This window comes from Candidatus Nitrospira bockiana, assembly GCF_965152565.1.
The window spans coordinates 2,957,066-2,978,311 of record NZ_OZ224215.1; the positions used below are offsets into that span (position 1 = coordinate 2,957,066).

The window sequence follows — 21,246 nt, forward strand, 5'->3', positions numbered from 1 at the left end:
ACGCAGGCGGTACGCCGAATGGACGCCCGCAGATTAGGCAGGCGGCTGCCGCTTGTCAAGGTTGCGCCGGAAACACCGCCGCCGGACGCGGCGTCGTCCGCTTGCCGTAGGGCGAGGGCCACGGAAGCGCCCGCTCCCCCACGAGCAGCGGCTGCAGCAGATACTTGATGATCTGCGTGCCGAAGTTTTCCGTCGTTCCGATCCCCGTCAGCGTGATCATGAAATTATACTGCACGCGGTCGGGAAACTGGATGTAGTAGAGCCCGAGGGACCAGCACTGACACGGGTTGCGATAGAGGGCCACCACGTCGGTTTCCGGGCTCGTGCCGGTTTCGACGTCGTAATACGTGCGCGCCCCGAGCGTGAGCCCGAACGGCCCGCGGAACGCCGCCGAGGCGGTGACGAAGTTGATCTCCCGCGTGGGGGCGAAGAGCTCATTGAAGGAGATGGGGTTCCAGATGTCGCCGCGGCGCGGGAGCAGCCCGCCGCGCGCGTGCCGCTGGCCCACCTCCACGTACCAGTCGCGCTCGTACTGGAACCGCAAGTCGGTGTTGAGCTGACTGAACGAACCGCGATACGGATCGTAGAAGGCATCGATCGTGAGCGTGTGATCGATCGCCCGAATCGGCCCCACGGGATTGCCGAAGACCGCACGGGTCCAGATGTGCGAGAACTTCGGCGTGTGAATGGGGACGGTCGGCGGCTGGAGGGGTTGGCTGATCGAGCCGAACAGCGGCGTCCCCGTGAAGAAGAAATCCCGTGCGCGGTCGGGCGTCCCGCCGACGTGATAGCTCTGGGCGATCATGAGATCGATCCAGCTCAGGCCGCCCTTGGCGCTCGTCTCCAGCAGGCGGCTGTTGAGCGAATAGGTCACGAGGTTCTTCTTCGGGAGGTCGTCGACGGCGTCGATCTGCACGATGTCGCTCTGGTCGGTCGCCGGGACGAATTCATAGACGACCTTCGGCTCGATGGTGTGCGTGAGCGTGCTGCCATCCTCCCTGCGGTACCGCCGCGCCAGACGCGACGCCCCTTCCAACGCGGCCCAGAACGTTCCCCGGCTCGCCGAGCCCGTATCGCTGACGTTTCGCGTGTAGTAGACCTCCCGCGCTCGGAACTGCGGGGTGAACCCGACGACGTGCCCCACATCGAGGACCTCGGTCGAGATCGACGGCATCACGTCCACCCGATTCACGGTGAACCCGACGTCGCGGTAGAAATTGACCGCGGCCGCATCGAAGCCCAAGAGCACGGGGCCGTTGAAGGGAGCGACGTTCAGCACCTGATAGCCGATCTCCGGCAGGCGCTGGAACGTATCCTTTCCCCCCGCGGCCAACGGCTGTAAGTACTGCCCGAGCACGTACGCGTTCCCGTAGGGAACCCGGTGGGTGATGAAGAGGTTCGAGTCGCCGCTGGGGAGCGCCCGCTGCACGCCCGAATTGCTGAGATCGCTCAAATAGTTGGGATCCGTGAGCAGAAAGGCCTGTGCGCTGATCCGCAGATCGGGGTTCACCTCATGGTAATGGAGGCCGCTGAACAAGGCCCGGGCCTTGCCGACCTTCGTGTCCTGGATGAAACTCGTCAGCCACTGACCGCGTGAGAGGCGGTTCAGGGCATAGCGATACTCGAGATCTCCTCCGTAGCCGCGGTTGCTGAGGAAGTCGGGCGTCACGATCATGTCCTGGCTCGGGTTGATCGCCCAAAAGAACCCCTGACGATAATGAAACCCGAAGCGGTTGTCATAGCCGACGGTCGGGATCAGGAATCCCGTCTTTCGCGTCGTATTGATCGGGTAGAACATGGTGGGAAACCGGATGAGGCGCCGGTCGTTCACGCAGAACCAGGCGGATCGGGCGTAGATCCCCTCCCCCACGTTCAGGTCCAAATCCTCGAACGTGAACCGCCATGCGGGGGTCTGCCCGAACTGGGCGTCGCAATTGGTGAACGAGCCGTCCTTGGCCCGATAGTGGCTCTCGGAAAAACGCTGGAGGAGCCGCCCGGTGATGAGGGTGTCGGAATCTCGAATGAAGACGAGGCCGTTCGTCAGGACGCCCGCCTCCGTGTTGACGTCCAATTCGAGCCGGTCCGCGTGGACGTCGGACTTCGGGTCGGTCAGATGCACCCGCCCCTCCGCCACGGCCGTCCCGGTCAACATCATGAGCGTCAGGCGGTCGGCGGTCAGCCGGACCGGGCCTTGAATGAGGACGACCGATCCTTCGGCTTCGTAGACCTCGAGGTTCTGCAGGTACTCGATCCGTTCGGCGGTGATGTCGATGGGGGCGCCTGACGACGGCTTGACCGCGACGCTAGGAGAGGTCTGCTCCGGCGCGGCGGAGACGACCGCATCGAGGAGCAGGAGAGCCAGGAAGCACGCGCACGGAAGGAACGGGCCGATCGACCGCCGGAATCGAGCCCCCATCATCCACGAAGGAGCGACACTTCACATCCCCGGAGGAGGGCTTTGACTTCCCCCACGAGCATCAAGGATCCCGTGACGCAAATCATGTCCCGCGGCGTGGCCAGCCGCCGGGCCTCGCTGAGCGCGTGCGCGGCGGTCTCCGCCCGATGAACCGGCCCCGGCCAGCCGCCGAGCGCATCGGAGAGCTCGGCGACGGTCGCCGCCCTCGGCATGGCCACCGCGGTCAGGATCACTTCGTCGACGACGGGCAGGACGGCGCCGAAGAATCCCGCGCGGTCCTTGTCGCGCATCATCGCGGTGACGAGAATGATCCGGGCCTCCGACGCGCTGCGTCGATGCTCCGCGAGATAGTCGGCCACGACGGCGGCGGCGCCGGGATTGTGGGCGCCGTCCAACACGAGCAAGGGAGCGCGTTCCACCACCTCCAGCCGGCCGCCCCATCGCACGGACCGCAGACCGTGGCGAACCGCTTCTTCGCGCACGACCAGGCCCCGCTCGCCGGCCGCCTCCAGGAGCGCAAGCGCACAGCCGGCATTTTCCAATTGATGCCGGCCGGGAAGGGGGCAGGACAGATCGGGATACGCGCGGGTGCGACCCCGATAGGTGAAGCCCCGGATCGGATCGCCGGCGGCGTGAAAATCGCGGGCCCATCGCAGGACCGGCGCCTCGCGCCGCTGCGCGACGTCGGCGACGACCGCCCACGCCTCTTCCGTCAGACGACCGGCGACGACCGGAACCCCGTGTTTGACGATGCCGGCCTTCTCGCCGGCGATCGCGGCGATCGTTCGTCCCAGATACGCCTCATGATCCAACGTGACGTTGGTGATGGCCGTCGCCAGAGGCGTCACGACGTTCGTCGCGTCGAACCGGCCGCCCATGCCGACCTCGACGACGGCGACGTCGATCTTGCTCTCGGCGAAATACTCGAAGGCCAGGACGGTCGTGAACTCGAAGAAGGTCGGCTCCAAGTCGTCGGGGAGCGCCACGCGAAGGCGCTCGGTGAGATCGACGAGCGCGGCCTCGGGGATCGGCTGCTCATCGATCCGGATGCGCTCGCGGAAGTCTACGAGATGCGGCGAGGTATACAGGCCCACCCGAAACCCGGCCGCCTGCAGGATGGAGGCCGCCATGGCGGCCGTGGACCCCTTCCCGTTCGTGCCGCCGATGTGCAGGCTGGGGTATTGTCGGTGAGGACCGCCCAGGCGGGTGAGCAGGCGCTCCACCGTGTCCAACCCGAGCTTGATTCCATGCTTTTGAAGTCCGTAGAGGAACTTCAACGACGCGGAGTAGGAGAGGGTCATGGCGGCATTAGGATCTCGACGCGGGTGCGGGCATCGGCCTGAAGATCCGGCGTCACAGGTGGCTCAGCAGCGTGCTCAGGGCCTCTTTGAGGTGCTTGCGTTCGACGATCATGTCGACCATGCCGTGCTCGCGCAGGAACTCGGCACGTTGGAACTCGTCGGGGAGCTGCTGCTTGATCGTCTGCTCGATCACCCGCGGCCCCGCAAACCCGATCAAGGCCTTGGGCTCCGCGATGATGACGTCCCCGAGCATCGCAATGCTCGCCGTGACCCCTCCAAACGTGGGATCGGCGAGGATGGTGATGAACGGGACACGCGCTTCTCCCAGCTTGGCCACGGCCGCGGATGTCTTGGCCATCTGCATCAGCGAGAGAATACCTTCCTGCATGCGCGCGCCGCCGGACGTGGTCACGAGCACCAAGGGCAACCGGGCGGCCTGCGCCCGGGCGGCCGCCCGGCAAAACTTCTCTCCCACCACGGACCCCATGCTGCCGCCCATGAACCCGAAGTCGAAGACCGCGAGCACGATCCGCCGCCCATTGACCTGTCCTTCGCCGATGACCAGCGCATCCTTTCGTCCGGTCTTCTCCTGCTGGGCCTTCAGCCGGTCCTTGTAGGACCGCGTGTCGGTGAACTGCAAGGGGTCGAGCGGCTCCAGATCCGTCTCCCATTCCTTGAACGAGCCCAGATCGGTCAAGAGCGCGACCCGTTCGGACACCGTGATCGGGAAGTGATAGTCGCACTTGGGGCACACCTTGTTGTTGCGCTCGACTTCTTTGCGATACACGATCTCGCGGCAGTGGTTGCACTTCAGCCACATGCCTTCCACGGATTTGGACCGAGAAGGGACCGGCTGCGCCGCCGATTTTTGCTTCTTAAACCAAGCCATGGTCTTGACCAGTGATGAGTGATGAGCGATGAGCGATGAATGAGGGGATTCCTGCCGGCCGATCCATATTCATGACTCTATTCATCACTCTGCACTCATCATTCCGAATTAGGATATGGTGATCTCCTGCCCCTCTTCGAGAAGATGCAGGTGGCGGATCCCGAGCCGCCGGAGCTGGCGCTCGATGACCGGCCTTTCGCGCGGCTTCATGTGGTACGCGTAGACGGGCAGATCGGGCCGCCGTATTTTGGCAAACTCCTGTCCGAACATCGACGGGGTGAGATGCCGGCTGGCATAGGCCAAGTCGGCCATCTCGTCGGAGAAGGAGACCTCGATGAAGGCGGCTTGTAAGGACTCGTCCTGTGCGGCCTGCCGCCAAATCTCTTCCGTCGTATACGTGTCGCCGCTGTACAGGATCGAGCCGCCTCCGTCTCGAATCAGAAAGCCGACCGACGGGACGAGGTGATTGACCGGAACGGCGACGACGCGGAGGCCTCCCACGTCCGCCGCCTGGCCGGCATGGAGCTCTCGCTCGACGAACACCGGCCGATCGGACGCCGGCAGCTTGAAGAAATTGGGATAGACGGCATCGTTGAAAATGTGGGCGTGCAGGCCGTCCAGCACGTCACGAATGCCGAGCAGCTCCGCGGGTCGTGCGGCGGCGTCGGCACGATTGTCGGCGAATGTCGGCAGGCCTTGAATATGATCGAAATGGAGATGACTGATGAGCACATGACGAATGCGTTGCTGCTCCTCGAGCGTCAGCGCCGCTCCGATCGTCCCCGCATCGAGCATGACCTCGTCGTTGATCAAAAACCCGCACGTCCGGCATTGATGGCCCCGGTCCGGCTCCGAGAAGAGCTGCTCGGACCCATGGCATCCCAGCACGCGGATCTTCACTCGGCCACTCTCGTCCGGGATCGCATCGGTGCGCCGCCGGCCCGTTGGATGGGGCGTGACGGGCCCAAGGATAGCACAGCCTGCCGTCTTTTCCCATTCCCGACGGCCGCACGCCTTTCGGCGACGAGGGAACGAGCGTCACGGCGACACGCCCTCCCCGAGCCCGATTCGGATCATGATCGCAACCCCGAGCGCCGCGCTCGCCAGACCGGCCGTCGTCTGGATGTACCGATGGGCGCGGGCGCCGAACGAGGCGGACCAGACGAGCGGGACGCTGATCAGCACGCCGATCACGACCATTCCGACCACCGACCCGAGCCCGAACACCGCGATGTACGCCACTCCCTGCCACACGGAATGGATGCTCGACAGGATCATCAACATCAGGGCCGCCGATCCCGCGAGGCCGTGGCACATTCCTACCAGCACCGGCCGCATCGACGCCCGCATCCAATGCCGGTGACCATGATCCTCGTGCTCGTGGCGGTGCAGGTGGACGTGCGGGGTCCCGTCGTGTTCGTGCCGGTGAAGATGCCAGCGATCGGAGTAGACCGACCAGGCCAACGACCCGCCGAGCAGCACGAGCATGGTGCCGACGCCGAACTCGAAGCCTTGGGCCACGGCGTCGGGGATCGTGACGTTCAGGACGATCACGGTCACGCCGACCAGCAGCAACATCAGCGTATGCCCGAACCCCCAACAGAAGCCAACGAACCCCGACGCGCGCAGCGTCGGGCGGCGCGCCAGGATCGTGGAGACGGCGGCGATGTGATCGGCGTCGAAGGCGTGCCGGGCGCCGAGCAGGAATCCGAGACCGAGGATGCCGAGGAATTCGAGATCAGCCACGGGCGCCTCGTGTCACGCGGACGTGACGGAGTGGAAAGACGGCGGCCATGCCGCGGCGCGGCGCTCGGCGGGGCGCTCACCCACCTCGAGCGTGCATCTCCAGGTGTGGGTCTTCGCGAAGCTTGTCAATGTCGATGAGGCGCCCGCGCGCGCCGATCTGCTCCAACTCCTTGCGCTCCTCCGCTCCGCGATCCGTCCGCCGAGTCCAAACCCGAGCAATCAGATCCTGGAGCGCCGCGGCGCTCGCGCCGGCCCGCAACGGCCCCCGCAGATCCGTGCCCTCTTTGGCGTAGAGGCACAGGTACCACAGCCCATCAGCCGTCAACCGACTGCGGTCGCAGGAGGCGCAGAAGGGCGTCGTCGTCGAGGGAATGATTCCGAAGGTGGTGCCGTCGGGCAACAGGAAGCGCTGAGCGGGCGCCGATGTCTCCTCGAAGATCGGGTCGACGGAGCCATAGCGTTGCGCCAGCATGCGGATGATCGCCGCCCGGGAGAGCACCTTCTCCATGGACCAGTCCGTCGCGCCACCGACGTCCATATACTCAATGAACCGGACCTCGGCCCCCACCCGCTTGCCGTACTCGATCAGGTCGGCCAGCTCGTCATCGTTGAAGCCCCGGATGACGACGGTGTCGAGCTTCAGATGGGGCAGGCCGAGCCGCACCACCGACTGAATCCCGTCGAGCACCCTCTCGAAGCTGTCCCGGCGCGTCAGCGCCCGGAACCGTTCCGGACGCAGCGTGTCCAAGCTCACCGTGATCCGATGCAGCCCCGCCTCGTACAGCGCCTGGATCTGCTCCGCGAGCAGGATGCCGTTGGTCGTGAGCGCGATGTCCTTCAGCCGCCGATTCTTCCCGAGCAGGCGAATCAACCGAGGAAGATCGCGCCGCAACAGCGGCTCGCCGCCGGTGATACGGACCTTGTCCACGCCCAACCCGGTAAAGACCTCCGTCAGGGTTTCGATCTCCTCGAACGAAAGGAGCGTTTCGCGAGGCAGCCAGGTGTACTCTTCTTCGGGCATACAGTACTGGCAGCGGAGATTGCAGCGATCGGTCACTGAGATGCGCAGGCTGCGGAGAGGGCGGCCGAGGGCGTCGCGCAGGAGAGGAGGCGTCTCGGAGGGAAGCGTCATGGATGTTCCTCGACCCAGACCTGCCCTTCCGGCGTCTGTTCGAGTTTCCAGATCGGCGTGATCTGTTTGAGCTCGTCGATGCACCATTTGCAGGCCTTGAAGGCGTCCGCTCGATGCTCGGCCCCCACGACGATGAGGACGATGTTTTCGCCGATCTCGATGGGCCCGTACCGGTGGAGGATCAACACTTCGATGATGTCGAACTGCGCAAGAGCCCGTTCCCGGATCTCGCGCAGCTTCTTCTGCGCCATCCCTTCGTAATGCTCGAACGTGATCCCGCTGACCGCATGACCCTTCGACCAGTCGCGGGCGGTCCCCAAGAAGGTCACGATACCGCCGATGCGGGTCGAGCGGGCTCGCACGCGCTGGATTTCCGCATCCACGGAAAAGTTTTCCCGTTGGACCCGGACGAGCAGGGCCTCGTCGGAGAGCGTCGCCGGTTCGCGGGCCTCGCCTCCGGCGAACGGCGGCAACACGGCGACCTCATCGCCCTCGCCGAGGGTCGTCGACTCGTGCGCGATCTCTTGGTTGACCGAGATCAAGACCTTCTTCTGATGGATCAGCTCCCCGACCCGGGGGTACAGACGGTCCAATACCGAGACCAGGTCCTTCACCTGGTGCGCGCCGTTCAAGGTGACGTGCAACTCAGATTGATTGCCGGCAAGCGTCTTGATCAGCCCGAACAGTTTGACGTTGACGGTGGTCGACATGAGGTCCTCGTATAGAGCCCGGATTTACCGCCGGATTTCGAGAGGAGATAGACGTCCGTCACGCTGATGGCTTTGTCGACGGCCTTGCACATGTCGTAGATCGTGAGGGCGGCGACCGAGACGGCGGTCATGGCTTCCATTTCGACGCCCGTCGGTCCGGTGGTTTTCACGGTGGCGGTGATCGTGATGGAACAGAGGCCGTCGGCATCCGGCTGGGGTTCTTCCTTGAAGCCGATGTCGACGCTCGTGAGGAGGATCGGGTGGCACATCGGAATGAGGTCCGGGGTGCGTTTGGCCGCCATGATACCGGCGACCTGTGCCACTGCGAGAACGTCCCCCTTGGCGATCGCCCGTTGTTGGATCCGGGCGAGGGTCGCAGGCGCCAGCAGGACTCTCGCCTGCGCGACCGCGACCCGTTCGGTCGAGGCCTTCGCCGACACATCGACCATCCGGGCGCGCCCCGATTCGTTGAAGTGCGTCAGCTCGGCCATTTTCTTTGCATTATTGACGCCTTCGGCACGAGGCCACAGTCGCGCCGATTATAGGAGCGGCGAGAAAATCAAGTCAAGGAAAATGACCTTACTTCCGCTTCGATGGCTGGGATGCACGCAGGCGTTTGGCGCGGTTGAGCGCGCGCTTCAACTGCATCAACTGCCGTCGCGTATAGGCGCTCTGTTCCTCCAAATCGGCCAGTTGCCGTTTCGCCTGTGCGATCTCCTGCTTGTGCAAGCGCGCCCATTCAGCACGGGTGAGGTTCTCCCCTTCGCCGGATTTCTGCCCACGTTTGATGCGATGTTCGAGCGTTTCGCGGAGACGTTTCTGGCGCATCTGCAGCAGCGACTTCAACGCCTTTTGGCGGAGCAAAATCTCAAGTTCTTCTTGCGAGCCTTCGCGATAATTCTTCGGAAACATGGTGCTCCTCGCTGAAATGTCTCGGAAATCTCGGAGGAAAGGATTGTACCCCAGATGGAGGACCAGGTGCTAGGGGGGGGGCCCGGCCGCATTTGCTTGACTGGAGCCGGCGCCATCATCCAGAATGGCCTCATGGTGGACATAGTTTTGCAAGGCATTGAATTCACTGGAAGTATCGGCGTGACCGCTGAAGAGCGCCTGACACCGCAGCCGCTCGCCGTCGATCTCAAGCTGGTCTATCCGGCCGGTCATGAGCGGGCGCCGGGCTCCACCGACGATCTCCGGGATGCCATCGACTATGCCCAAATCGTTCAACGAGTTACCGAGATCGGAAGCCGATGCGAGTGCCGCTTGCTGGAGCGGCTGGCTGAAATCTTGTTGGAACACTTGTTCTCGGAGTTCCCGATCGCCCGCATCAGCCTCTGGGTCAGAAAACTTCGCCCGCCGCTCCCAGACGTACGCGGCTCGGTCGGGATCAAGCTGACCAGGACACGCGAGGAATTGCTCCCACCGCCGAAGCCGGCCCCCTTTCTCGTCGAACAGCTCCCCTTGCTCATCTCCTCGAAGGTGCTCGGTGGCACGGCGCTCGACGTCGCGGCCGGGCGAGGACGACATTCCCTGTACTTGGCTCGGCTCGGGATGCGGGTCGACGCGATCGACCGAGACGTCGAGGCGCTCGAACACCTCACCTCGATCGCGGAGAGGCAGAAGTTGCCGGGTCTGTCCATGAAGGTCGTTGACCTGGAAGATCCTGCTCACCCTCCCGACTGGCCGAAAGAGCACTACGAGCTGATCATCGTGTTCTTCTATCTCTACCGCCCCGTGTTCCCGCAGTTGCTTGCGGCGCTGAAGCCCGGAGGGGTCCTGCTCTACGAGACGTTCTTGATCGATAACCATCTGCATCACCATCACCCGCGCCGTCGAGAGTTTTGTTTGGCGCACAATGAGCTGCTCACCTTGGTGCCCGGTCTCCGCATCCTGTTCTACCAGGAAGGGGAACACCCCGGCGCGCACGGTGAAGGCTCGGCCTTCACCGCCAGGTTGGCGGCCCGGAAAGAAGATTGACGTGGGCCGACTCGACTTGCATTTGCATACCACGTGCTCCGACGGCAGCCTCCCACCGGCGGACGTCGTCCGGCTCGCCGAGAAAGCCAAGGTCACCGCGCTGGCGATTACCGATCACGATACGGTGGACGGGATCCCGGAGGCGCTCGACGCCGGTCGCCGGTTGGGGATCGAAGTCATCCCCGGGATCGAGATCAGCGCCCGGTGGCAAGGGAGCGAGTTGCACATCCTCGGCTACTTCATCGACTGGAAGGACCCCGCGCTCCTCGAGCGCCTGGCCCGGTACCGCGACAGCCGGCATGCCAGAAACCCACAGATCGTGGCGAAGCTCAACGAGCTGGGGCTCGATCTCTCCTACGATGAGGTCGTACGGCTGGCGGGCACTGAGTCGGTCGGGCGGCCGCACATTGCGCGCGTGTTGATGGAGAAGGGCTATGTGTCATCGGCCAAGGAAGCGTTCGACCGGTATCTGAAGGACGGCGGAGCGGCCTACGTTCCGCGGGACCTTCCCGATCCCGGCGAGGCGATCGCGTTGATCCGTGGGGCCCGAGGAGTCGCCGTCCTTGCCCACCCGTCGTGGGTCGATCGCAGCGAAGGGATCTACAAACTCTGCGACCAACTGAAAGCGCTCGGCTTGGGAGGGGTCGAGGTTCACTACAGCACGCATCGGCCCGAGCAGACCGCGGAATACCTCGACGTGGCGAAGCGGCTGAACCTCCTGGTCACGGGCGGAAGCGATTTCCACGGGGTGACGAAACCGGACATCGAGGTGGGGATCGGCCGGGGCCATCTGTCCGTACCCGAGAAACTTCTCGATCCCTTGAAGAAGTCCGCCGCACAAGGAATCTGATCGGCACGCCCGTGGCAGTGCTCCGTGCGACTCTCTCTTGTGTCCTGGCGCAAGAATCGAGTAGCTTGAAACCAGCCTCTCACCGTGTCGGAAGGAGGACCCCATGAAGAGCCTCGGCCTCGTCCTGCTCGGCCTCGTCCTGATGGTGTTCACGACGCTTGGACTCATGCTCCCCACCACCGCCGCTCACGCGGAGGCAGGTGCCGGCTGCACGGCGCAGGACCGCGTGCATTTGGCCAAAGCCGGCTATGCCAAGGTGGACATCGAAGCCCTGTGCGAGCAAGCTCACACGGTGCCCCCGGCCGGACAGCCGTGGGAGATCATGTACGGCGAGGGGCAGGCCCGCTGGGTCCAATGGTGCGTGACGGCCCAAGGCCGCTGCCCGCTCAACCCGATGCTCGGAGCCTATCCGCCCGGTATGCCTTGCAATTGCTACATGCCATGGGGATTCTACTCGGGCGTCGCCGAGTAGGACGACCAGCATGGCGACTTGACGGCGGCTTATGGGGAGTCGCCGGACGATCTGCCTGGCGGCTGCGGCTTCCCGCGCGTGTCCAGGTCCTCGCCTCCATAGATGCACCCGGAGGTACAGGTTTCCTGGACGACGATCTGCGTGAGCGCCGGCAGGGTGGGTTTCAGACGGACCCAAATCCAGCGGGCGAGGATTTCGCTCGTCGGATTCTCGAGCCCTTGGACGTCGTTCAAGTAGCGGTGGTCGAGCTGGTCGTAGAGCGGCTGGAACGCCTTCTTGATCTCGTCGAAGTCCATGATCCATCCGCTCGGGATTCCGACCGGTCCTTCGACGTGCACCTGGACGCGAAAGGAATGCCCATGAAGCCGGGCGCACTTGTGTCCGGGGGGGACATGGGGCAGTCGATGGGCGGCTTCAAACGAAAATTCCTTGAAGATTCTCATCGGCGGGCCTAAGCGTACCAGCTCTGCACGGGGAAAAGCTACGCGGAGACTTCTCGAGGCGATCGTTGGAGGGCGCCGATTGAGAGCCGTGATGAGCGTCGTGCTGGCCCTTCTGCTGGCGTCCGCCGCCACCCGCGGCGCTTCTCATTCGGGCAGCCCGCAAGGTGTTCCAACTCCGCCTTCGCCCATCTATCACTTCGGCTCGTCCGCCTCGAAGGCGACCGTTCCAGCCGTCCCCGCGCCGCCTCCTCCGGCCGTCAGCCCTTTTCCGGCACCGGCCATTCCACGGCCGACGCCGCGACCACCGGCGTTGACGCCGCTCGGCGAGGACCGCAGCCGCGCCACCACCCAGCCATAAGAGCGCGCACGAGCGACACGTCCGGCCCGCACCCGTCCGGGCGAGGGATGTCGGACGGCTGAACCGAGCGGGTCAGTTTTCGGGCGCTTCGACGATGTGGTTCTCGAACCGGGTGCAGCCTTCGGCGAGCAAGCGATTGGTGAGCATTTCACCGGGCCATTCGATGGGAAGATCCGCGGTGAAGACCCACACGTCGGGGGACGTCCAGACCGGACCGTGGTCCTCGGGGAGCTCGGGATCGAACAGATCGGTCCAGATCGGCATGTAGACGCCGTTCCCGCATTGCGTGTGCAAGTGCACGATCGTCCGGCTTCGCACGGCGGGATCGAGGTCCCGCCACACCGCCACCGTCTCGTCGGCCAACCGGTGCAGCCGCACGGCATTCTGAGCGTCGAACATCGCGTAGGCGGCGTACACCGGCGCTTCCAGCATGTGGGGCGCCGCGGCCAATTCCGGGCATTGCGCGACGAGCCCCTTGAGCAGCGCCTCCCGATCGTCTTCTTCGATCGAATCCGGCAGCCCGGAATCCGGCGACCCGATCAGCTCGAACATGAGATAGGCGGTGGACTCGACCGGCGGGTGCAGCCGTGCGGCGATCGGCTGCCGGCGCTGAGAATCCGCGATCGAGGACACGTGGGCGTTGAGCTCGTGCAACGTGAGCAGATCGAGCGTCGCATCGGTGAGCAAGCGCGGCTCGACGGTCACGATGGTTCCCGGCGAGAGATGCAGATGCCGGTGCAGCAAGTCGGCCGTCGCCACCGGATCGATCTTCAACCGCAGCGGATGGCTCAAATTGACCTGGAGCGGCAACTCGAGCGCCGCCACGATGGCGTAATTGGGACGGTCTTCGGATCCCGAATCTCCGTGGTCGATCGCGACGGAGCACGCGGCCTCGGCGAGGAGATCGAACATCCACTCCGCCATCTCTTCGTCGAGGGCCGCGAGCACGGTGAGGATGTCGTGCTCGCGGTCCTGCTCCAGGAACGCCTGGAGCGTCTCCACGGCCGCATCCGCATCTCCATGATCATGACGCCGGGCGTTGATGAGGTGGATGAGGTCGCGCGTCAAGGGATCAGGCCGGCACCAGTTGGACATGGTCACTTCCTCCGGGGTTCGCGCGGTGACGCGGAGTGATCACCGATGATTTCCATGTTGCCAAACTTATCTCGGCGAATGCAAGAGCGCAGCGTCTCACTCGCCGATGATCTTGATCAGCACACGCTTGCGGCGACGTCCATCGAACTCGGCGTAGAAGATCTGCTCCCACGGACCGAAGTCCAACCGGCCGTTGGTGATCGCCACGACGACTTCACGTCCCATGATCTGCCGTTTCACGTGGGCGTCTCCGTTGTCCTCACCGGTCTCGTTGTGGCGATAGCGGGCGTCGTGCGGCGCCACGCGTTCGAGAAACTCGTCGTAGTCCTTCAGCAGACCGGGCTCATCGTCGTTGATGTAGACGCTGGCGGTGATGTGCATGGCGTTGACCAGCACGAACCCTTCCCGCACACCGCTGTTCCGGACCGCTGTTTCGACTTGGGGAGTGATGTTGAGATACGCGCGTCTCGTGGCCGTTTCGAACCAGAGTTCCTCGCGGTAGGACTTCATGGCAGGCTCACAACCGCGCGCATTCTGCGCCACACCGCCCGGCCAAAGCAAGACCGCCGGGAAGGAGCGCCGCCGTCTCGTGGCCCTCGCGACGCGTATACCATATAATATAGCTCGATCATATCGCTCGTCGAAGACGAAACAGGAGACACGGAAGCATGGCCTCGACGCCCGTCCGCTATTCGCCCAATGCGCTGACCGTCCTCCGTCGCCGTTACCTCAAGAAGGACGACGACGGCCGCGTCGTCGAGACGCCCGCGCAGATGTTCCGGCGCGTGGCGGACAACGTCGCCCAGGCGGAGGCGCTCTACGGCGCGGACGTCCGGACGCGCCGGGCCTGGGCGCGCCGCTTCTGCGAGATCATGAGTCGTTTGGATTTTCTGCCGAACTCCCCCACGCTCATGAACGCCGGGCACGAATTGCAACAGCTCTCCGCCTGTTTCGTCCTGCCCGTGGAGGACTCGCTCGAGTCGATTTTCGAAGCGGTGAAAGACCAAGCGATGATCCATCAGTCGGGCGGCGGCACCGGGTTTTCGTTCAGCCATCTGCGTCCCAAGAACGACCGCGTGCGGTCCACCAACGGCATCGCCTCCGGCCCCGTCTCGTTCATGCGCGTCTTCAACATGGCGACCGAGGTCGTGAAACAAGGCGGCGCACGCCGCGGCGCCAACATGGGGATCCTGCGGATCGACCATCCGGACATCCTCGAGTTCATCGACATCAAGAACGCGCCGCACGAATTGACCAACTTCAATCTGTCGGTCGCGGTGACCGATGCCTTCATGCGCGCCCTGGACCAGGGGACCACCTATCCGCTGATCCACCCGGGAACGCGGCGGCCGGTCGCCCGCCTGAGCGCGCCGGCCGTATTCGACCGCTTGATCGAATCCGCATGGAGAACCGGGGAGCCCGGCGTCGTGTTCCTGGATACGATCAATCTCGCCAACCCGACTCCCCACTTGGGTCCGATGGAGAGCACGAACCCGTGCGGCGAGCAACCGCTGCTCCCGTACGAGTCGTGCAACCTGGGCTCGCTCAATCTGTCCCGCTTCATCACGGGGGGACGGCGCCCGCGCCTCGACGAGGACCGCCTGGCCGAGGCCGTTCGGACGGCCGTTCGCTTCCTCGACGACGTCATCGACATGAGCCGGTTCCCGCTGCCGCAGATCGCCGCCGTCACCAGGGGCAACCGCAAGATCGGCTTGGGCGTGATGGGGTTCGCCGACCTCCTCATCGCACTCGGCATCCCGTACGATTCCCAAGAGGCGTTGACGGTCGGCGACCGTGTGATGAGCTTGCTCTGGCAGGTCGCCCGGGAGGCCTCCGCCGATCTCGCCGCGGAGCGCGGCGTGTATCCGAACTTCAAGGGCAGCCGGCACGAGACGGCCGGCCAGCGGCTCCGGAACGCCACCGTGACGACCGTCGCCCCGACGGGGACGATCAGCATCATCGCGAACTGCTCGCCGGGCATCGAGCCGCTCTACGGGGTCAGCTTCGTGCGCACCGTGATGGACGATACGCACTTGATCTCGCTGCATCCCGCCTTCGTCAGCCTCGCCAAACGAGCCGGGATCTATTCGAAGGCGCTGGTCACGCGCATCGCCGCGAACGAATCGATTCAACGTCTCGAGGAGATCCCGGACTCGATCCGCAGGCTCTTCGTCACCGCGCACGACGTGCCGCCGGAGCACCACGTGCGGATGCAGGCCGTGTTTCAAAAGTACAGCGACAGCGGCGTGTCCAAGACGATCAACCTGCCGTCCACGGCGACGAAAGCCGACGTCGCGGCCGCCTTTCGTCTGGCCTATCGCCTGGGGTGTAAAGGCATCACCGTATTCCGCAGCGGCAGCCGCCCGAATCAGGTCCTGTCCTGCACGAACGTCCAATACTGCTGAGGCCGCCCCACGCCCGCGTGCAGCGATCAGCCTCCGACCATCCGTCGTTTGACAGCCACCATCGATAGTGTTATCTACTGAGCCTCATCCCACTTTTCGGAAGGAGATGCCATGATGGGATCGTCGGCTCACGCCGCTGCCGGAGCTCCGGACTGGACGCTCCTGTTCGCCCGGGAACCCGAACCCGATCTCGAGCTGGAGGACGTCGAACCCGAGCCCCGGCAGGCGACGCCCCCTCGCCGACCGGACAAACCTCCGACCTCCCGGGCCCTCGTGCTCGCACTCCTGCTCGTCATCGTCGCCGGCGGCGCCTACGTGGCGATGGACCCCGACGTCATGATGAAGATCCTCGGTCAAGAACCCGAACCGGCGCCGGCCGCGCCGCCGGCCCGGACCGCTCCCCGTCCGCCCGCCCGCGCCTCCGTCCACGGCGGCGCCGTCCGACTCGGCGACCGTCGCCCCTTCCCCCACGATCAAGGTTCCGGCTTTTGCCGAAGGGCAAAAGGTGACGCCGACCGTCGATCCGTTCACGCCCAACGCGCCGATCGTGCTGAGCGCCAATTCGACGGGCACGCAGCCGGGACCGACGGTGCCCGCATCGAGCACGCTGACCGTCCTCGATGCCGAGCTGCAGAACGACGGCTGGATCTATCTCGTCAGGACGGAGACCGGCGAGAAAGGCTGGATCGGCGAGACGCACTTGTCCGCCAAGCGGTAGTGCCCTTCGGAACTCGTCTGGTATAATGCCGCTCCGTTCGGCCCGGTCCCGGTCATCCCCCACGTCCGTTCCTGACGGCGAGGCATCTGACGACCGCCCGCCGGCGGTCGTGTCCGTTCGGAGACCCTGTGCGCGCGATTATCTTTGATTTCGACGGCGTGATCGCCGACAGCGAGCCCATTCACTTTGCGGTGTTTCAACGCGTCCTCGGCGAGCAAGGCCTGTTCCTCAGCAAGGAGGAGTACTACGCCGACTATCTGGGCTACGACGACAAGGGGTGCTTCGAAGCCTTTCTCCGTACCCGCGGTCAGCCCGCGACCCCATCCATCATCGACGAATTGGTCCGCCGGAAGGCCGCCGCGTACATGGACTACATCACGCAGCACCTGGTCATCTTTCCGGGCGTCCGCGAGTTCGTCCGCGGTGCCGCGGCGCGCTACCCCCTGGCCATCTGCTCCGGTGCGCTGCGCCACGAAATCGAGTACATCCTCGACGCGGCGGACATCAGGAAGGCCTTCGCACACATCACGAGCGCGGAGGACGTCCGCCGCGGGAAGCCGGATCCGGAGGGATTCCTGCATGCGCTGGCCTCCCTGAACCGCCTGCGGCACGGCGCCCCGTTGGCTGCAGCGGATTGTCTGGTGATCGAAGATTCTCTGCCGGGCATCAGAGGCGCCCATGCGGCGGGGATGAAAGTGGCCGCGGTGGCCAATACCCACCCGCTCGAGGAGCTGCGCGAAGCGGACGTCACACTCCGATCGTTGGAGGACACGACGGCGCTCGCGCTGGAGCGGCGGTTGTGGGCGTAGCCGGCGAGGGGACCATGCGGATTTGCTCACTGTTACCGGGAGCCACCGAAGTCGTCGCCGCGCTGGGCGCCGCCGACCAGTTGGTCGGCATCAGCCACGAGTGCGACTTCCCCCCGGAGGTGATCGGGAAGCCGGTCCTCGTCCGCGCCGTGATCGACGCCGAACGAACCGCGAGCGCCGACATCGACCGCCAGGTCCGAGAGACGTTGAACGGAGGGCATTCGCTGTATCGGCTCGATGAATCGCGTTTTCATGCGACCCGTCCCGACGTCGTGCTCACGCAGGATCTCTGCGCCGTCTGCGCGGTCACTCCGGATCAGCTCCGCCAGGCGATCGCCGATCTCACCCCGTCGCCGCGCGTGGTGAGCCTCAATCCCACGCGGCTGGACGACGTCATCGCGGACGTCGAGCGGATCGGGGCCGCCATCGGCAAGACGGAGGCGGCGGAGCACCTCGCCGCGGCCTTGCGGGGCCGCTTGACGTCGATCCGCGATCAGGTCTCCGGCGTCCCCGGACGGCCCCGCGTCGCCTGCCTCGAGTGGCTCGACCCGCTTTACGTGGGCGGTCATTGGGTGCCCGAGATGGTGACGTGGGCCGGCGGACAGGACGTGCTCGGCACGCCGGGCGCGCCGTCTCGACGGATCGCGTGGACGGACCTCATTGCGGCCGCTCCCGAGATCGTGGTCCTGATGCCCTGCGGATTTACCGTCGACCGGACGCTGCACGAGCTGCACGCGCTGACCGCCCACCCCGACTGGGTCCGCCTCCCCGCCGTGTCCGCGGGGCGGGTGTACGCCGTCGAGGCCGGGGCGTTCTTCAGCCGGCCCGGCCCCCGCCTGATCGACGGCGTCCGCATCCTGGCCGCCCTGTTTCACCCGGAACGATTCGACCGTGCGCTGCCGCCCGGAGCGCGACGGCTGGAAGGCGCCCCCCGATGATGAAGCTCGCCGCGCGACCGGATGTCCGCGGGGAACCGCTGACCGTGGAGGAGGCCCAGCGGTACTGCGAGGCCGTCACGAAGCGCAGCGGCAGCAACTTCGCCTACTCCTTCCTCTTCCTTCCCCCGGCCCGCCGGGCCGCGATGTACACGATCTATGCGTTCTGCAAGGAAGTCGACAGCGCCGTGGACGACCCGCCGGCCGGCAGCGACCCTCGGCGCGAGCTGGATTCATGGCGGCGTGAGCTCGCCGCGGCGTACCGCGGCGCTCCGTCCTTTCCGGTGACGATCAGCCTCGCCGTCCATGCCCGGGAGTTAGGCATCCCGCAGTCGTATTTCGAGGACCTCATCGCGGGCGTCGAGATGGATCTGACGATCCGGCGCTACCGCTCGTTCGACGAGCTCTCGCTGTACTGTTATCGCGTGGCCTCGGTGGTGGGGCTGATCTGCCTGCATGTCTTCGGCACGCGGTCTCCCGAGGCGCGGGAGTATGCCGTCAACCTGGGGCACGCCTTTCAGCTCACGAACATCCTGCGGGATCTCGGCGCCGACGCGGCCCAGGGCCGTATCTACCTCCCGCAGGACGAGCTGGCCCGCTTCCGTTATTCTGAAGAGGATCTCCTGGCGCACCGCTACTCGCCGGGCTTTCGTGAGCTGATGCGATTTCAGTGCGCCCGCGCGCACGACTACTATCGCAAGGCCCGCGACGTCGCCGATCGCTTGCCGCCCGAGGACCGGCGGGCGCTCACCGTGGCCGAGATCATGCGAGGGGTGTACGGGCGGATCTTGGAGCGGATCGAGCGGTCGGACTACCGCGTCTTCGAGTCCCGAATCGGGCTCGCCCCGCCCTACCGCTTGGCGATCGCGGCCGGCGTCTGGCTCCGCTCACTGCTTCCCGGATGAAACGCCAGGTTCTCGTGATCGGCAGCACGGTGGCCGGGCTCACCGCGGCCCTCCGACTCCAGGCCTTCGGATTCGAGGTGACGGTGCTGGAGCAGGAGGACGAGGTCTCTCCATGGCGGGCCCTCCCGCTCGCCGTGTTCCGGCATCAGCGGGCGCTGCTCGCATTGCTCGGGACGCTCGGAACCGCCCACGCCGCACGGTTCTCCCGCCGGGTCGCGCTCGAGCTTGCGCTCCCGGGTCCACGGCTCTCGCGCTGGCTCCACGTCCCCGCCCCGGCGCCCCTGCACCTGATCCTCTCCCTCGCGGCGTTCCGCGGACTGCCGGGCCGTGATCGATGGCGTCTCCTGATGTGGATGGAACGAACCTGGGAGCGGGACCCGGCCCTGCCGCTCGACCTGGATATGCATACCGCGGAAGCCTGGCTGCGGGGCATCGGGCAATCGGAAGCGGCCCGCAATACGGTCTGGTCCCCGCTCTGCCGGTTCCTGCTCGGGGAGGACGTGAAGACGGCGTCGGCGTCGGTCTTTCTCGCGATGCTGATCCGCTGTTTCTTGGCCGGCTGGCGTCGGGCCCACGTGACCCTGCCGCAGGACGACCTCGACCGGCTGCTCCTCGATCCCGCACGGCGGCGATTGCTCGCCCTCGGAGGGACCATCCGCCCACGCGCCGACGTGAGCCATGTCTGCCTGGAGGGCCAACGGGTCGGCGGCCTCCGATTGGAAGCCGGGGACAAGGTCACCGCGGACTGGTACGTCGCGGCCGTGTCGTCACGCCGGCTCAGCCCTCTGCTGCCGGAGCGTGCCGTCACGCGCTTTTCCTACTTCCAACACATCGGACGGCTTTCCGCCAGTCCCGCCGTCGCCGTCCATCTGTCCTTCACTCAGCCGATTCGAGCGCCGCGCCTGATCCTGTTGGGAACCGGCGCGTTCCATTGGCTGACCGCGAGGGCCGATCCCCCGGGCAGCCGGGTCTCCCTGGTCATGACGGGACGGCCGGAATGGATGGAGCGGAACGATACGGAACTCGCCGCGCAGGCGATCAAGGATCTGCAAGCCCTCGGTCCGTCGGTCCTGCCCGGTCCTCCGATCAAGCAGGAGATCCTCAGGGAGGCTCACGCCTTTCTCTCCGTCAAGCCGGGCGCCACGACACAGCGCCCGCTTCCCGCCAGCCCGTTTCCCAATCTGTTCCTCGCCGGCGAATGGACGGACACCGGCCTGCCCTCCGACCTGGAGAGCGCGGCGCTCAGCGGCGAGCTGTGCGCGAACGCGATCATCGCGAAGGCGGGCTGACGGTCGCTTCGGACCCACCCAGGGAGGCCAGCAGCGCCGCGGCTTCCGCTTGATAGCGGGTGCGGCCCGAGGCGGACGGCAGGTCGAGCAGGATGCGAAGCTCCCGTCGGGCCGCCTCGATCTGCTTCCGCTTGACATAGACTTTCGCAAGATCCAGCCGAGCGTGCTGGTAGTCGGGCGCCGCGGCCACCGCCTGTTCGAGATAACGGACCGCGGCCTTGCGGTCGCCCCCCAAGACCCACGGCAACTCCTCGTACATCATGCCCATCATGTGGAGCGACGGGGCATGGCGGCCGTTCAGCTCCAGCGCGCGGCCGACGTGGGCCTTCAGCTCGCGGATCGTCATCGCCGAGGCCATCACGCCGTCGAGCTGGGCGCGGCTCCCGAGATTCGCCGCATAGAGGTAATGCGCTTCGGCCCTGCGGTCATCGGCGGCCAGCGCCCGCTTGGCGGCCTGAGCCCCCGCCTCGTAGGCGGCCCGCCTGGCGGTGATCTCACCGGAGCCGTCCCCCAGATCCAGGTAGAGCGAGGCAAGCTTCTCCCAGACGGCCGGATCAGTCGATTCCTCGGCACCGGCTTTGAGGAGCGCGCTCAGCTCGCGCTCGATCGCTGCGACCGGCCCGCGAGCCTCCTCCGCCGGAGCGGGGGCCGAACCCAGCGACAGCATCGCCAAGACGATCCACAGAACCCGCACCATCGTCCTCACACACCTGGCTGCTCGACGCAGCGGCGGGATGCCCGCTCTGCGGGAGACCCACTCTAAGGAAGCCGGCAAGGGGATGCAACGGGAAGGGAG

The 21,246-nt window shown here is 65.6% G+C and carries 23 protein-coding genes; 9 read left to right on the top strand and 14 right to left on the bottom strand.

Annotated features, from left to right (window positions below):
- Positions 1-55 precede the first annotated feature (55 nt).
- The 9 genes from ACWHYV_RS14420 to ACWHYV_RS14460 form a co-directional block, all read right to left on the bottom strand.
- A complete protein-coding gene (locus tag ACWHYV_RS14420) occupies positions 56-2,416 on the bottom strand; it encodes an LPS-assembly protein LptD (protein WP_447977193.1) in 2,361 nt (786 codons plus the stop codon).
- Positions 2,416-3,717 carry a bifunctional folylpolyglutamate synthase/dihydrofolate synthase gene (locus tag ACWHYV_RS14425; protein WP_447977194.1) on the bottom strand — a complete coding sequence of 434 codons (1,302 nt, stop codon included), beginning with the start codon at positions 3,715-3,717 and terminating at the stop codon, positions 2,416-2,418. The genes ACWHYV_RS14420 and ACWHYV_RS14425 overlap by 1 nt, the downstream gene beginning before the upstream one ends.
- A 52-nt stretch (positions 3,718-3,769) precedes the next feature.
- Entirely contained in the window at positions 3,770-4,606 is an 837-nt protein-coding gene (accD, locus tag ACWHYV_RS14430; protein ID WP_447977195.1) for an acetyl-CoA carboxylase, carboxyltransferase subunit beta, read from the bottom strand.
- Positions 4,607-4,714: 108 nt separating this feature from the next.
- Positions 4,715-5,506 carry an MBL fold metallo-hydrolase gene (locus ACWHYV_RS14435; RefSeq protein ID WP_447977196.1) on the bottom strand — a complete coding sequence of 264 codons (792 nt, stop codon included), beginning with the start codon at positions 5,504-5,506 and terminating at the stop codon, positions 4,715-4,717.
- Positions 5,507-5,644: 138 nt separating this feature from the next.
- Positions 5,645-6,352: a HoxN/HupN/NixA family nickel/cobalt transporter gene (locus ACWHYV_RS14440; protein ID WP_447977197.1), complete on the bottom strand. Its 708-nt coding sequence runs from the start codon at positions 6,350-6,352 to the stop codon at positions 5,645-5,647.
- 76 nt (positions 6,353-6,428) lie between these two features.
- The gene (moaA, locus tag ACWHYV_RS14445) at positions 6,429-7,484 is read right to left on the bottom strand and encodes a GTP 3',8-cyclase MoaA (protein WP_447977198.1); all 1,056 of its coding nucleotides are present in this window, start codon (positions 7,482-7,484) and stop codon (positions 6,429-6,431) included.
- On the bottom strand, positions 7,481-8,194 hold the full coding sequence (locus tag ACWHYV_RS14450) for a molybdenum cofactor biosynthesis protein (RefSeq protein WP_447977199.1): 714 nt from the start codon (positions 8,192-8,194) through the stop codon (positions 7,481-7,483). Before ACWHYV_RS14450 ends, moaA begins: the two co-directional genes overlap by 4 nt.
- On the bottom strand, positions 8,158-8,685 hold the full coding sequence (moaC, locus tag ACWHYV_RS14455; RefSeq protein WP_447977200.1) for a cyclic pyranopterin monophosphate synthase MoaC: 528 nt from the start codon (positions 8,683-8,685) through the stop codon (positions 8,158-8,160). Before moaC ends, ACWHYV_RS14450 begins: the two co-directional genes overlap by 37 nt.
- An 88-nt stretch (positions 8,686-8,773) precedes the next feature.
- Entirely contained in the window at positions 8,774-9,106 is a 333-nt protein-coding gene (locus ACWHYV_RS14460; RefSeq protein WP_447977201.1) for a hypothetical protein, read from the bottom strand.
- Between the two features lie 132 nt (positions 9,107-9,238).
- On the opposite strand from ACWHYV_RS14460, the gene folB reads away from it, so the two are divergent.
- The 3 genes from folB (at position 9,239) to ACWHYV_RS14475 (ending at position 11,493) form a co-directional block, all read left to right on the top strand.
- Complete coding sequence (folB, locus tag ACWHYV_RS14465; RefSeq protein ID WP_447977202.1) at positions 9,239-10,171, top strand: dihydroneopterin aldolase; 933 nt, start codon at positions 9,239-9,241, stop codon at positions 10,169-10,171.
- A gap of 1 nt (position 10,172) precedes the next feature.
- Complete coding sequence (locus ACWHYV_RS14470) at positions 10,173-11,021, top strand: PHP domain-containing protein (protein ID WP_447977203.1); 849 nt, start codon at positions 10,173-10,175, stop codon at positions 11,019-11,021.
- Positions 11,022-11,124: 103 nt separating this feature from the next.
- Positions 11,125-11,493, top strand: coding sequence for a hypothetical protein (locus tag ACWHYV_RS14475; RefSeq protein WP_447977204.1), 369 nt, complete (start codon positions 11,125-11,127; stop codon positions 11,491-11,493).
- A 29-nt stretch (positions 11,494-11,522) separates the two neighbouring features.
- On the opposite strand, the gene queD is transcribed toward ACWHYV_RS14475, so the two are convergent.
- From queD to ACWHYV_RS14490, 3 genes are all read right to left on the bottom strand, one after another.
- A complete protein-coding gene (queD, locus tag ACWHYV_RS14480; RefSeq protein WP_447977205.1) occupies positions 11,523-11,936 on the bottom strand; it encodes a 6-carboxytetrahydropterin synthase QueD in 414 nt (137 codons plus the stop codon).
- Between the two features lie 430 nt (positions 11,937-12,366).
- Positions 12,367-13,389: a hypothetical protein gene (locus ACWHYV_RS14485; RefSeq protein ID WP_447977206.1), complete on the bottom strand. Its 1,023-nt coding sequence runs from the start codon at positions 13,387-13,389 to the stop codon at positions 12,367-12,369.
- A 96-nt stretch (positions 13,390-13,485) separates the two neighbouring features.
- Entirely contained in the window at positions 13,486-13,899 is a 414-nt protein-coding gene (locus tag ACWHYV_RS14490; protein ID WP_447977207.1) for a secondary thiamine-phosphate synthase enzyme YjbQ, read from the bottom strand.
- Positions 13,900-14,057: 158 nt separating this feature from the next.
- Here ACWHYV_RS14490 and ACWHYV_RS14495 point away from each other — a divergent pair, with 158 nt between their 5' ends.
- On the top strand, positions 14,058-15,794 hold the full coding sequence (locus ACWHYV_RS14495) for an adenosylcobalamin-dependent ribonucleoside-diphosphate reductase (protein ID WP_447977208.1): 1,737 nt from the start codon (positions 14,058-14,060) through the stop codon (positions 15,792-15,794).
- A gap of 84 nt (positions 15,795-15,878) precedes the next feature.
- On the opposite strand, the gene ACWHYV_RS14500 is transcribed toward ACWHYV_RS14495, so the two are convergent.
- Positions 15,879-16,400 (bottom strand): hypothetical protein, encoded by a 522-nt coding sequence (locus ACWHYV_RS14500; protein ID WP_447977209.1) that lies wholly within the window; start codon positions 16,398-16,400, stop codon positions 15,879-15,881.
- On the opposite strand from ACWHYV_RS14500, the gene ACWHYV_RS14505 reads away from it, so the two are divergent.
- From ACWHYV_RS14505 to ACWHYV_RS14525, 5 genes are all read left to right on the top strand, one after another.
- On the top strand, positions 16,384-16,512 hold the full coding sequence (locus ACWHYV_RS14505; RefSeq protein WP_447977210.1) for a hypothetical protein: 129 nt from the start codon (positions 16,384-16,386) through the stop codon (positions 16,510-16,512). The genes ACWHYV_RS14500 and ACWHYV_RS14505 overlap by 17 nt on opposite strands.
- Positions 16,513-16,640: 128 nt before the next feature.
- Positions 16,641-17,321, top strand: coding sequence for an HAD family hydrolase (locus ACWHYV_RS14510; RefSeq protein WP_447977211.1), 681 nt, complete (start codon positions 16,641-16,643; stop codon positions 17,319-17,321).
- A gap of 14 nt (positions 17,322-17,335) precedes the next feature.
- Positions 17,336-18,259 carry a cobalamin-binding protein gene (locus ACWHYV_RS14515; RefSeq protein ID WP_447977212.1) on the top strand — a complete coding sequence of 308 codons (924 nt, stop codon included), beginning with the start codon at positions 17,336-17,338 and terminating at the stop codon, positions 18,257-18,259.
- Positions 18,256-19,161 carry a presqualene diphosphate synthase HpnD gene (gene hpnD / locus ACWHYV_RS14520; RefSeq protein WP_447977213.1) on the top strand — a complete coding sequence of 302 codons (906 nt, stop codon included), beginning with the start codon at positions 18,256-18,258 and terminating at the stop codon, positions 19,159-19,161. Before ACWHYV_RS14515 ends, hpnD begins: the two co-directional genes overlap by 4 nt.
- Positions 19,158-20,450: a hydroxysqualene dehydroxylase gene (locus ACWHYV_RS14525; RefSeq protein WP_447977214.1), complete on the top strand. Its 1,293-nt coding sequence runs from the start codon at positions 19,158-19,160 to the stop codon at positions 20,448-20,450. Before hpnD ends, ACWHYV_RS14525 begins: the two co-directional genes overlap by 4 nt.
- Here the strand turns inward: ACWHYV_RS14525 and ACWHYV_RS14530 are convergent.
- Positions 20,431-21,147 carry a tetratricopeptide repeat protein gene (locus tag ACWHYV_RS14530; protein WP_447977215.1) on the bottom strand — a complete coding sequence of 239 codons (717 nt, stop codon included), beginning with the start codon at positions 21,145-21,147 and terminating at the stop codon, positions 20,431-20,433. The genes ACWHYV_RS14525 and ACWHYV_RS14530 overlap by 20 nt on opposite strands.
- Positions 21,148-21,246: the final 99 nt, after the last annotated feature.

Bases quoted from the DNA above. Each gene is read 5' to 3' on its own strand.
- ACWHYV_RS14420 (WP_447977193.1), bottom strand. From the start codon at position 2,416: ATGGGGGCTCGATTCCGGCGGTCGATCGGCCCGTTCCTTCCGTGCGCG.
- ACWHYV_RS14425 (WP_447977194.1), bottom strand. From the start codon at position 3,717: ATGACCCTCTCCTACTCCGCGTCGTTGAAGTTCCTCTACGGACTTCAA.
- accD (WP_447977195.1), bottom strand. From the start codon at position 4,606: ATGGCTTGGTTTAAGAAGCAAAAATCGGCGGCGCAGCCGGTCCCTTCT.
- moaA (WP_447977198.1), bottom strand. From the start codon at position 7,484: ATGACGCTTCCCTCCGAGACGCCTCCTCTCCTGCGCGACGCCCTCGGC.
- ACWHYV_RS14450 (WP_447977199.1), bottom strand. From the start codon at position 8,194: ATGTCGACCACCGTCAACGTCAAACTGTTCGGGCTGATCAAGACGCTT.
- moaC (WP_447977200.1), bottom strand. From the start codon at position 8,685: ATGGCCGAGCTGACGCACTTCAACGAATCGGGGCGCGCCCGGATGGTC.
- ACWHYV_RS14460 (WP_447977201.1), bottom strand. From the start codon at position 9,106: ATGTTTCCGAAGAATTATCGCGAAGGCTCGCAAGAAGAACTTGAGATT.
- folB (WP_447977202.1), top strand. From the start codon at position 9,239: ATGGTGGACATAGTTTTGCAAGGCATTGAATTCACTGGAAGTATCGGC.
- ACWHYV_RS14475 (WP_447977204.1), top strand. From the start codon at position 11,125: ATGAAGAGCCTCGGCCTCGTCCTGCTCGGCCTCGTCCTGATGGTGTTC.
- queD (WP_447977205.1), bottom strand. From the start codon at position 11,936: ATGAGAATCTTCAAGGAATTTTCGTTTGAAGCCGCCCATCGACTGCCC.
- ACWHYV_RS14485 (WP_447977206.1), bottom strand. From the start codon at position 13,389: ATGTCCAACTGGTGCCGGCCTGATCCCTTGACGCGCGACCTCATCCAC.
- ACWHYV_RS14490 (WP_447977207.1), bottom strand. From the start codon at position 13,899: ATGAAGTCCTACCGCGAGGAACTCTGGTTCGAAACGGCCACGAGACGC.
- ACWHYV_RS14495 (WP_447977208.1), top strand. From the start codon at position 14,058: ATGGCCTCGACGCCCGTCCGCTATTCGCCCAATGCGCTGACCGTCCTC.
- ACWHYV_RS14515 (WP_447977212.1), top strand. From the start codon at position 17,336: ATGCGGATTTGCTCACTGTTACCGGGAGCCACCGAAGTCGTCGCCGCG.
- hpnD (WP_447977213.1), top strand. From the start codon at position 18,256: ATGATGAAGCTCGCCGCGCGACCGGATGTCCGCGGGGAACCGCTGACC.
- ACWHYV_RS14525 (WP_447977214.1), top strand. From the start codon at position 19,158: ATGAAACGCCAGGTTCTCGTGATCGGCAGCACGGTGGCCGGGCTCACC.
- ACWHYV_RS14530 (WP_447977215.1), bottom strand. From the start codon at position 21,147: ATGGTGCGGGTTCTGTGGATCGTCTTGGCGATGCTGTCGCTGGGTTCG.